The sequence below is a fragment of the Nocardioides sp. CPCC 206347 genome (assembly GCF_048654605.1).
Lineage (GTDB): Bacteria > Actinomycetota > Actinomycetes > Propionibacteriales > Nocardioidaceae > Nocardioides.
This window is the reverse complement of sequence record NZ_JBMCYZ010000006.1, coordinates 283,180-292,557: the sequence shown is the minus strand read 5'-3', so window position 1 is coordinate 292,557 and position 9,378 is coordinate 283,180. Positions and strand designations below refer to the sequence as shown.

Annotated in this window: 11 protein-coding genes; all 11 read right to left on the bottom strand. The window is 69.6% G+C overall.

The window, feature by feature from the left end; genetic code table 11:
• Positions 1 to 232: 232 nt before the first annotated feature.
• Genes ACOACQ_RS20715 through ACOACQ_RS20665 form a run of 11 tightly spaced genes read right to left on the bottom strand, consistent with a single transcriptional unit; the run spans position 233 to position 9,368 of the window.
• Positions 233 to 982: a 4'-phosphopantetheinyl transferase family protein gene (locus ACOACQ_RS20715; RefSeq protein ID WP_378596203.1), complete on the bottom strand. Its 750-nt coding sequence runs from the start codon at positions 980 to 982 to the stop codon at positions 233 to 235.
• Positions 983 to 1,008: 26 nt separating this feature from the next.
• The gene (locus tag ACOACQ_RS20710; RefSeq protein WP_420289209.1) at positions 1,009 to 1,392 is read right to left on the bottom strand and encodes a carboxymuconolactone decarboxylase family protein; all 384 of its coding nucleotides are present in this window, start codon (positions 1,390 to 1,392) and stop codon (positions 1,009 to 1,011) included.
• 51 nt (positions 1,393 to 1,443) lie between these two features.
• Entirely contained in the window at positions 1,444 to 2,265 is an 822-nt protein-coding gene (locus tag ACOACQ_RS20705; RefSeq protein WP_420289208.1) for an NAD(P)-dependent oxidoreductase, read from the bottom strand.
• Entirely contained in the window at positions 2,265 to 3,014 is a 750-nt protein-coding gene (locus ACOACQ_RS20700) for an SDR family oxidoreductase (protein WP_420289207.1), read from the bottom strand. Before ACOACQ_RS20700 ends, ACOACQ_RS20705 begins: the two co-directional genes overlap by 1 nt.
• Before the next feature lie 11 nt (positions 3,015 to 3,025).
• Positions 3,026 to 4,480 carry an aldehyde dehydrogenase gene (locus tag ACOACQ_RS20695; protein WP_378600287.1) on the bottom strand — a complete coding sequence of 485 codons (1,455 nt, stop codon included), beginning with the start codon at positions 4,478 to 4,480 and terminating at the stop codon, positions 3,026 to 3,028.
• Positions 4,477 to 5,166, bottom strand: a complete 690-nt coding sequence (locus tag ACOACQ_RS20690; RefSeq protein ID WP_378600290.1) for a hypothetical protein — start codon at positions 5,164 to 5,166, stop codon at positions 4,477 to 4,479. Before ACOACQ_RS20690 ends, ACOACQ_RS20695 begins: the two co-directional genes overlap by 4 nt.
• 3 nt (positions 5,167 to 5,169) lie before the next feature.
• Positions 5,170 to 5,367, bottom strand: coding sequence for a ferredoxin (locus tag ACOACQ_RS20685; protein WP_378600292.1), 198 nt, complete (start codon positions 5,365 to 5,367; stop codon positions 5,170 to 5,172).
• Positions 5,364 to 6,743 (bottom strand): cytochrome P450, encoded by a 1,380-nt coding sequence (locus tag ACOACQ_RS20680; RefSeq protein WP_420289206.1) that lies wholly within the window; start codon positions 6,741 to 6,743, stop codon positions 5,364 to 5,366. Before ACOACQ_RS20680 ends, ACOACQ_RS20685 begins: the two co-directional genes overlap by 4 nt.
• Positions 6,740 to 7,525 carry an SDR family oxidoreductase gene (locus tag ACOACQ_RS20675; protein WP_420289205.1) on the bottom strand — a complete coding sequence of 262 codons (786 nt, stop codon included), beginning with the start codon at positions 7,523 to 7,525 and terminating at the stop codon, positions 6,740 to 6,742. The genes ACOACQ_RS20680 and ACOACQ_RS20675 overlap by 4 nt, the downstream gene beginning before the upstream one ends.
• Complete coding sequence (locus ACOACQ_RS20670) at positions 7,525 to 8,772, bottom strand: cytochrome P450 (RefSeq protein ID WP_420289204.1); 1,248 nt, start codon at positions 8,770 to 8,772, stop codon at positions 7,525 to 7,527. Before ACOACQ_RS20670 ends, ACOACQ_RS20675 begins: the two co-directional genes overlap by 1 nt.
• A complete protein-coding gene (locus ACOACQ_RS20665; protein ID WP_420289203.1) occupies positions 8,772 to 9,368 on the bottom strand; it encodes a TetR/AcrR family transcriptional regulator in 597 nt (198 codons plus the stop codon). Before ACOACQ_RS20665 ends, ACOACQ_RS20670 begins: the two co-directional genes overlap by 1 nt.
• Positions 9,369 to 9,378 lie beyond the last annotated feature (10 nt).

Genomic DNA, 9,378 nt, shown 5'->3' with positions numbered 1-9,378 from the left:
CACAAGTTCCCGGCGGCCAACGCCGCCGTAAAGTTCAGAACTGAGTGTCAACGATCAACCGACACTGATCTGTCACCCATCAACCGAAGCTGTTCAGGGGCACCCGTTCTTGTACGACGACGCAACCGATCCGGACTCCAGAACGTCTACATGAGTGTGATCTGGACAGCTGGAATCCTGATGTGGTCGATGGTCCTGCTGGTCGCCGCGGTGGCGATCGCAAGACGCTGACTCAGGCGCGCAGGGCGAGCGCCGCGCCGTACCCGTCGGGGACGACGACGTCGCGCAGCGACCACTCACCGACGGTCCGGCCGGGTGCGTCGTCGGTGCCGAGGTAGTCGAGGTGGGGGTCGCGGCCCAGGCCGATGCCGATGCCCTTGAGGTAGGCCTCGGTCCGTGACCAGGCACGCGTGAAGCGGACGGCGGCGCGGCCGCCGTCGAGCGTGCCGCGGGCCGCCGCTTCGATCTCCGCCGTCTCCTGCGGGTGCAGGACACCGGCGAGAGCCGTCGGGTCGTCGGGGTGGCGCTCGACGTCGACACCCACCGGCACGTCGGCCACCGCGACCAGGATCTGGCCGGGCGTGTGCGACAGCGAGAACTCGATCGCGGTGCCCTCGGCCCGCGGTCGTCCGTGCGGCTCGCCGCATCCGGGACAGGGGTGACGTCCCCACACGACCTTCTCCGGCGGGGTGTCGGTCGCGGAGCCCACGACGAGGCGAGCGGCGGCGTGCGCGATCTCGTAGGCCCGGCGCAGCTCGGCCCGGACGTACTTGGACGCCTGGTGGCGCTCGGCCTCGTCGAGCCAGCTGCGGCCGAGCTCGAGCTCGTCCTCGCCGAAGCGTGCCGTGTCGATCAGCCACACGCCCAGGCCGGCACCGGTGGCCTCACGGGGGTGCGGCTCACCCAGGAACGACGCGAGGGTCGCGGGGACGATCGCGATCGCAGAGCGATCAGGTACTGCTTCCGACGTTTCTCGGCTCATCACCACCGAGGTTAACAAGGTCTTGTTCAGACGCCCCTGGCCCGGTTCGCCTTGGCGATCGTCTCCTCGACGATCGAGTTGAGGCGGGCACCGTTCGGCCACCCGGCGTAGTGGCTCACGAACACCACGATCTCGCGCAGTGCTTCGTCGTCGAGGTCGCCCGCCGCGTGCGCCGCCGGGACCTGGATGCCGAGGACGTCCGCCGCGCCCTGGCCGGCGAGCATGCCGATCAGGATCAGGCGGCGGTCACGGTCGGAGATCCCCGGGCGGGTCCAGATGTCCGCGAACAGGTGATCGGCGGTGTAGCGGAAGAAGTCCCCGTCGCCGTCGGTCATGTCGAAGCCGTAGACCTGTTCCATCTTCTCCAGGCCCTTGCGGCGGGTCTCGGGGAGGTCGTCGAACTTGCCCATCAGTTGGCTCCTTGGGTTGCGGGGGTGTCGAGGCTCGCTGACGCTCGCACCTCAACCACCGGCCGACGGCAGTCCCAGGCCGGGGCCGAGGCGGTCGATGGCCAGCTCGGCCAGGGGTACGTCGACGCCGAGCTCGTGGGCGAGGTCGATCGCGAAGCCGAGGTCCTTGACCCCGAGCGAGGTGACGTTGGCGAAGACGCCGTGCCAGAAGTCGTCGGGGTCGAGCGGTGCAGCGGTCTCGCGGTGCATGATCGCGCCCGGTCCCCCGGTGATCGCGTCCGTGTGGCGCACCACCTGGCCGAGCGCCTTCAGGTCCAGTCCGGCGGCCTCGGCCAGCCGTGCCGCCTCCGTGGTCGCCGTGAACGCGATGAAGTGGAGCATGTTGCGGGCGAGCTTGAACTTCGTGCCGGCGCCGATCGGTCCCGCGTGCACGACCAGGCTCCCCAGCGCGTTCAGCACGGGCTCGGCCGCGGCGAACGCCTCGTCGGTTCCGCCGACCATGACGGCCAGCGTGCCGTCGGCGGCACCCATCGCGCCTCCGGACACGGGAGCGTCGAGGACCCGGTGCCCGGCGGCCGCGAGCTCGGCCGGCGTCCCGGGTGCCACCGTCGAGTGGACGACCAGCACCGTGTCGAGGGGTACGTCGGCGGCGACCGATCGAACCTGGTCGTCGTCGCGCACCATCACGCACACGACATCCACGTCGAGCGCGGCGACCGAGTCCACGGCAACCGCCCCGGCCGCCACCAGCTCGGCCACCGGGTCCGGCGCGACGTCGTACACCTGCAGCTCTATGCCCTCGGTGCGCGCGAGCCGCAGCGCCATCGGCTTGCCGATGTTGCCGAGGCCGACGAACCCCACTCGTGTCGTCATCAGAGCCGGAAGGTCTGGCCGCCGTCGACGGCCAGGATCTGGCCGGTCACCCACGACGCGTCGTCGGACAGCAGGTAGAGCAGGGCGCCGACCATGTCGTCCACCTTGCCCATCCGCTTGATGGCGAGCGAGTTGCGCACGATGTCCTTGGCGGCGTCGCCGGCCTGCGTGCGCGTGGCCGCGGTGTCCGTCGGCCCGGGCGCGATCGCGTTGACCCGGATCCGCTGGCCACCGAGCTCGTGCGCGAGCTGCTGGGTGAGGCTGTTCGTGGCCGCCTTGGCGAGGCCGTAGAAGCCCGAGTAGAGGTACGCCGCCGTACTCGACTGGTTGACGATGGCTCCCCCGCCGCGCTTCGCGATCTCGGGGTAGACCGCGCGGGTCATCACGAGGGCGCCGTCGAGGTTCACGCCCATGAACTTCTTGTAGTAGTCCCAGTCGACGGCGATCAGGAGGTTGAACTCCATCGCGCCGTAGATGGCGGCGTTGTTGACCAGGTGGTCGATCCCGCCGAACTCCTCGAGCGTCCTGCTCACCAGCGCTTCCGCCGACTCCGCCGACGACACGTCGACCGGGATGAAGACCGCCCGCCCACCCGACTCGTTGATGGCCGCGGCGACCTTGGCGCCGGACTCCTCGTTCATGTCGGCGACGACGACCGATGCGCCCTCGGCGGCAAGGGCCGTTGCGTACGCCTCGCCGATGCCCTGGGCCGCGCCCGTGACGACGACGACCTTGTCCTGGAACCTCATCCGTGTCTCCTTCATGCGGGTTCAGCAATCGTCTTCGTCTCGAGGTACTCCTCGAAGCCGGCCACACCCATCTCCCGGCCGAGGCCGGACTGCTTGTAGCCGCCGAACGGGGCGTCGGGGCTGAACCACACGCCACCGTTGACCGCGAGCGTGCCCGTGCGGATCCGTGCGGCCACTGCCTTGGCCCGCTCCAGCGAGCCGGAGTCGACCGAGCCCGAGAGGCCGTACGCCGAGTCGTTGGCGATCCGGACCGCGTCGTCGTCACCGTCGTGCGGGATGACCACCAGGACCGGGCCGAAGATCTCCTCCTGCGCCAGGCGCGAGGAGTTGTCGAGTCCGGCCACGACGGTCGGCTGGATCCAGTTGCCGGGCTGGTCGATGACCGCGCCACCGGTGGCGAAGGTCCCGCCCTCCTCCAGCGCGATGTCGAAGTACGCCGCCACCCGCTCGCGCTGCAGCGGCGAGATGACCGGTCCGCAGATCGCGCCGGGGTCGGTTGGGTCCTTGGCGCCGATGGACTCCATCGTCGCCGCGGCGACCTGCACCGCTTCGTCGTACTTCGCCCGCGGCACGATCAGCCGCGTGGTGAGCGCGCATCCCTGGCCCGCGTGGATGCAGGCAGCGAAGGCGGTGCCTCCAGCCACGGCAGCGACATCGGCGTCGTCGAGCGCGATCGCGGCCGACTTCCCGCCGAGCTCGAGGAACACCCGCTTCAGGGTCGGTGCGGCCGCCGCCATGATCGCCTTGCCGACAGCGGTCGAACCGGTGAACGACACCATGTCGATCCGGGGATCGGTGGCCAGCACCGCGGCCACGTCGTTGGAACTCGGCGTCACCACGTTGAAGACACCGGCCGGGATGTCGGTGTGCTCGGCCACCAGGCGCCCGAGCTCCGCCGCCACCCACGGGGTGTCCGGGGCCGGCTTCAGGACGACGGTGCAGCCGGCGGCAAGCGCCGGACCGATCTTGGCGAGGTTGATCTGGGTCGGCACGTTCCACGGCGTGATGGCCGCGACGACACCGATCGGCTCGCGTCGTACGGTGCGACGGGAGGGGATGCCCATGGGCTCGGCGACGCCGAGGTCGGTCTCGAACTCGTAGGTCTCGGCCAGGTCGGTGACCCACTTCAACGACTCGACCGGGACGTCGAACCCGGCCGCCATCATCATGAAGCCGGGCATGCCGACCTCGGCCGTGGTCAGGGCGCGGAAGTCGTCGGCGTTGTCGAGCAGCGCCTGGTGCAGCTGCCGCAGGCAACGCACGCGCAGCTCACGATCGGTCGACCACGTCGACTCGTCGAAGGCCCGGCGCGCGGCGGCGATCGCGGCCTCCATGTCGGCCGCCGTACCGTCCGGTGCGCGACCGATCTCCGCACCGGTGGCCGGGTTGAAGATCGGGTACGACGAGCCGTCGGATGCCGCGACGAGCTTGCCGTCGATCAGCTGCTGGGCAGCGGGAGTGCTCATCGCGCGCTCCGGTCTCGAGACGGTTGCTGCGCAACCTCCTCGACCTGCGGAGGGGCCTGGGTGACGTACTGACCGGCCTCGACCGGTGGCGGCCACACGGTCGAGGGGATGTCCTTGAGGTGGTAGTGACCGGGCACCTCGTGGCCGAAGACCGACATCCGCTTCAACAGCGTGTCCGAGGCCTTGTCGGCCTTGAGGATCTCCATGAACGTGTGGGTGGTCGACGGCATGTCGAACCAGTCGCGCTGCCAGGCGATCTTGACCTGCCCGGCGTCGGCACCCGTGGTCTGCCGCTCGACCCCGAACCAGGAGCCGCCGATGCCGAGGATCTCGTACTCCTCACCGGTCTCGTCGTTGGTGATCCCGGACCGCTGCTTCCAGAAGCCCAGCACCATCGACTTCTTCTCGTCGATCATCGTGCAGACGTAGTCGTAGTGCCAGCCGTCGAAACCGTCCATCTCGATGCCGATCGCCCAGTCCCGGATCTGGTCACGACCGACCGCCATGAAGTGCTCGTCGTGGCTGTACATCCAGCCGTAGGTGGCGTCCTCGGCGTACCAGTCGGCCATGACGCGCCAGTCGCCGCTCTGCTCGGCGCGGCGGTTGACGTCGAGCCAGGAGTCCCAGAACTCCTCGATCTCGGCCCGGCTCAGGGCGGGGGCCAACGATGGGGTCGGGTCACTCATGGGTCAGTCCTCTTCGATCGAAAGGGCGAAAGCGGGGCAGTACTTCACAGCGGTGGTGACGTCGGCGCGACGCGACTCGGCAGGGTGTTCATCGAGTACGACGACCGCGTCGGCGTCCTCGTCGAACCCGAAGACGTCGGGCGCCTCGCCCTGGCAGAGCTGGTGGCCCTGGCAGATCCCCGTGTCGGCGACGACCTTCATGACGCACGCCGGCGGTAGCGGACCCTCGCGGGCTGGGCGAGCTGGATGACCATCTTGGAGACGTCGTCGCGGTACGAGTCGAGCGGCTGCACGGCTTCGAACTCGAAGTCGCGCAGGATGACCGAGAAGATCGCCTTCATCTGCATCATCGCGAACGCGTTCCCGACGCACCGGTGCTTGCCGGCGCCGAACGGGATCCACGTCCAGCGGTTCTGGAGGTCCTCCTGGCGCGGGTCGACGTACCGGCCCGGGTCGAACTCGTCAGCCTTGGGGAAGTCCTCCTCGATCCGGTTCGAGACGCGTGGCGACGCGGCGAGGACGGTGCCGGCCGGGATCGTGTGGCCGAGCAGGTCGAAGTCCTCCTGCACGAGCCGCATCAGGATGACCAGCGGCGGATGCAGCCGCAGGGTCTCCTTGAGCGTGGCCTCGAGGACCGGGATCGACCGCAGCGCCTGGAAGGACACCTCGGGGGCGGTGCCGTCGGCGTCCGGGGCATACAGCGCGTCCAGCTCGGCGACGACGTCCTGCATGACCGAGGGATTGCGGAGCAGCTCGATCATCGCCCATGACGCCGTGCCCGAGGAGGTGTGGTGGCCGGCGAACATCATCGAGATGAAGATGCCGGTGATGTAGTCGGCGTCCATGCCCACGGCGATCAGCACGTCGAGCAGGTCGCGGTCCTCCTTCGGCACCTCGCCCCGTGCGATGCGGGCGTCGAGGATCGCCTGCACCTTGGCGACGAGCTCCTCACGGGCCTCGTCGCGCAGCCGGAAGTTCTCGATGTCGGCGTACGGGTCGACGTACGCGATGGCATCGGTGCCGTGCTCGAGCTGGTGGTAGACCGACGCGAAGGAGCTGTCGAGCTGGTCGCGGAACGGCTTGCCGATCAGGCAGGACGAGGTGGTGTAGATGGTCAGCTCGGCGAAGAAGTCGAGCAGGTCGATCTCGCCCTCGTCGCCCCAGTCGGCGACCATCTTGCGGATCTCCGCCTCGATGGTCTGCGCGTGCCCGCGCATCATGTCGCCGCGCAGGGCCTGGTTCTTCAGCATCTGCTGGCGCTCCTCGGGCGAGGCGTCGAAGACGACGCCCTTCCCGAAGATCGGGGTCATGAAGGGGTACGCCGCCGCCTGGTCAAGCACGTTCTCGGGAGCCCGGAAGAAGGCCTCGTTGGCCTCGGCACCGGTGACCAGGACGACCTCCTTGTCGGCCAGCCGGAACCGGCCGATGTCACCGCATTCCTCGCGGACCCGGTGGAACAGGGTGATCGGGTCGACCCGCATCTCGGGGAGGTGGCCGGTGCCCTTGATGATCGCGGGCACCGACGGGTCCTGGTCGTCGAGGACGACCGACACCGACGGAATGGCTTCGAGCGTCATCTCTTCTCCAGTGGTGCTTCGGGGTTCACGTCGACCGGGCTGATGTGCACGCCACGCGGCGCGCTGACCACCGTGACGATCGCGTCCGCGATGGCCGTGGCCTTGAGGAAGTGGGAGTGCCGGGCGTGGCCCCACTTGATCCACTCAGTGAGGACCTTCGCCCCCGCCTCCGCGTCCCAGTCCGAGCCCATCTCCGACCAGGTCGGACCCGGGCGCACGACCGATGCCCGCACGCCGGATCCCTCGAGCTCCATCTGCAGCGCCTCGACCAGGCCCTCCAGGCCCGACTTGGTCGCACTGTAGCCGCGCATGAAGGGGCGGGCCCGCAGGGCCGTGTCGGAGGAGACGAAGACCAGGTCGCCACGCTGCCGCTCGACCATCCCCGTGCCGAAGGCACGGATCAGCCGGTGGGCGCCCAGCACGTTGACGTCGAACTCCGCCGCCAGCTGCTCCGTGGTCGACTCGATCAGGCCACCGGGACCCAGCAGTCCCGCGTTGCAGACGACGACCTCGGCGTCACCGAGCTCGGCAACGACCGCAGCCGCGAACTTGTCCACGGACTCGGTCGACGCCACGTCGAGGGCGCGGACGAACGCCTCGCCACCGCTGCTCCGGATCTCGCCGGCCAGCTCCTCGAGCCGCTCGACGCGGCGTGCACCGAGCGCGACCGGGAAGCCGGCCGCGGCCAGCGCCTTCGCCGTCTCGGCACCGATCCCGGAGGACGCGCCGGCGACGACGGCGGGGCGGCGGTCGGGGTGGACAGGCTTCCTCGATGCCGCCATCACGCGCCCCGGAGCCGGAAGGTCGTCGGCAGCGACGCGAACCCGCGCACGTTGACCGAGTGCACTCGCACGGCCCGGTCGGCGTGGACCTCGAAGCCCTCCACCCGACGGACCAGCTCGGCCAGCACGATCCGCGCCTCGAGCCGCGCCAGGTTCGCGCCGAGGCAGAAGTGCCGCCCCGTGCCGAAGCTCAGGCTCTCGCTCAGCTCCTCCCGGGACCGCGAGATCAGGAAGTCGGCGGGCCGGGTGAACACCCGCTCGTCGCGGTTCGCGGCACCGAGGAACAACAGCAGCTTGGACCCGGCCGGCATCGTCCGCCCGTGCAGGTGCACGTCCTTCGTGACGTAGCGGGCCAGCATCTGCGTGGAGGTGTCGAAGCGCAGCGTCTCCTCCACCCACGGCGCGACCAGGTCCGTCCCGGCCGACGGCGCGAAGACGGTCGCCTGCTGGTCCGGGTGGGCCGACAGGTGGAAGAGCGCGTTGCCGAGCAGCTTGGTGGTCGTCTCGTTGCCGGCCACCACCATCAGGGTCAGGAACGCGATGATCTCCTGGTCGGTCAGCCGGTCGCCGTCCAGCTCTGCCTCGACCAGCGCCGAGGTCAGGTCGTCCGACGGGGCGGCTCGGCGCTGCTTCACCATCTCGGCGTAGTACCCGAAGAGTGCGAACGCCGCTTCCATCCCGGCCGGCGGCACGTCCCGCACGCCGGCCTCACGATGGACGAGGAGGTCGGCGAGGCGTCGTACCTCGTCGCGATCGGAGACGGGCACGCCCATCATCTCGGAGATGACGTCCATGGGCAGGCGGCCGGCGACGGTGGAGATCCAGTCGACCTCGCCGTTCTCGGCGTTGTCGAGGAGTGCCTGGGAGAGGTAGTGCTCGGTCAGCCGCTGCACCTCGGGCTCGAGCTCGCGCACCCGGCGCGGCGTGAAGGCGGCCGAGACCAGGCGACGGATCCGCGACTGCTCGGCGCCGTCGAGGGCCAGGAACGACATCACCCGGTGCGCGTCGGGACTCCAGGCACTGGCATCGAGGGTGACGCCCATCTGGTTGGAGAAGGTGGCGTCATCACGGAAGGCGTCGAAGACGTCGGCATGACGGGTCAGCGCCCAGAAGTCGTCGGCCTCGCTGTGGAAGAGCGGGGCCTCGTCCCGGAGACGGGCGTAGAGCGGGTACGGGTCCTCGTGGAAGTCGTAGTCGTACGGGTCGAGCACCAGTGGGGAGCCGGTGGTTGAGCTTGTCGAAACCATCAGTTGCCTCGCAGGATCGTGTCGACGGCGGAGGAGAGCCGCTCGGCGAGCTGGTCGTAGGTCATCAGGCCCATGCCGACCTGGAGGAGGGCGCCGATGAAGGTCATGGCCAGGACGTCGAGCACCGCCGGGTCGGCGGGTATGTCCGGCTGGTCCGGGTCCCTGAGGGCGGCCTCGAACCTCGCCAGGAACTCGCCACCGATCTTGAGCCGCAACCGCGCCACGTCGGGGTCACTGCCGAGCAGGGCCGGGGTGACTGCCGCGGCGAGCGCCTCTTCCTCCCGCAGCCGGGCGGTGAGCACCCGGACCGTTGCCTGCAGCCGCTCGACGGCGGTGGTGCCCGGTTGGGGTGCGCGCACCTCGTCGGCGGTCAGGTGCCGCCAGAAGAGCTCGGCGAAGAGGTGGTTCTTCGAGGCGAGATAGGTGTACGCCGTCGCGGTCGACACCCCGGCGCGTACCGCTACCGTGCGCACGGTCATGGCCTCGTGGCCGACCGCTCGCAGTTCTTCGAGCCCGGCGGCGAGCAACTTCTCGACCGTCTCGGCCTGACGCGGGTTGAGCCCCTGCCTCGGGGTTTCGAACACCTGACTGGACATGTGTCCAACA

What these genes read in the sequence shown, in the direction of transcription:
- ACOACQ_RS20715 (WP_378596203.1), bottom strand. Translation starts at nt 982, where the DNA reads ATGAGCCGAGAAACGTCGGAAGCAGTACCTGATCGCTCTGCGATCGCG.
- ACOACQ_RS20710 (WP_420289209.1), bottom strand. Translation starts at nt 1,392, where the DNA reads ATGGGCAAGTTCGACGACCTCCCCGAGACCCGCCGCAAGGGCCTGGAG.
- ACOACQ_RS20705 (WP_420289208.1), bottom strand. Translation starts at nt 2,265, where the DNA reads ATGACGACACGAGTGGGGTTCGTCGGCCTCGGCAACATCGGCAAGCCG.
- ACOACQ_RS20700 (WP_420289207.1), bottom strand. Translation starts at nt 3,014, where the DNA reads ATGAGGTTCCAGGACAAGGTCGTCGTCGTCACGGGCGCGGCCCAGGGC.
- ACOACQ_RS20695 (WP_378600287.1), bottom strand. Translation starts at nt 4,480, where the DNA reads ATGAGCACTCCCGCTGCCCAGCAGCTGATCGACGGCAAGCTCGTCGCG.
- ACOACQ_RS20690 (WP_378600290.1), bottom strand. Translation starts at nt 5,166, where the DNA reads ATGAGTGACCCGACCCCATCGTTGGCCCCCGCCCTGAGCCGGGCCGAG.
- ACOACQ_RS20685 (WP_378600292.1), bottom strand. Translation starts at nt 5,367, where the DNA reads ATGAAGGTCGTCGCCGACACGGGGATCTGCCAGGGCCACCAGCTCTGC.
- ACOACQ_RS20680 (WP_420289206.1), bottom strand. Translation starts at nt 6,743, where the DNA reads ATGACGCTCGAAGCCATTCCGTCGGTGTCGGTCGTCCTCGACGACCAG.
- ACOACQ_RS20675 (WP_420289205.1), bottom strand. Translation starts at nt 7,525, where the DNA reads ATGGCGGCATCGAGGAAGCCTGTCCACCCCGACCGCCGCCCCGCCGTC.
- ACOACQ_RS20670 (WP_420289204.1), bottom strand. Translation starts at nt 8,772, where the DNA reads ATGGTTTCGACAAGCTCAACCACCGGCTCCCCACTGGTGCTCGACCCG.
- ACOACQ_RS20665 (WP_420289203.1), bottom strand. Translation starts at nt 9,368, where the DNA reads ATGTCCAGTCAGGTGTTCGAAACCCCGAGGCAGGGGCTCAACCCGCGT.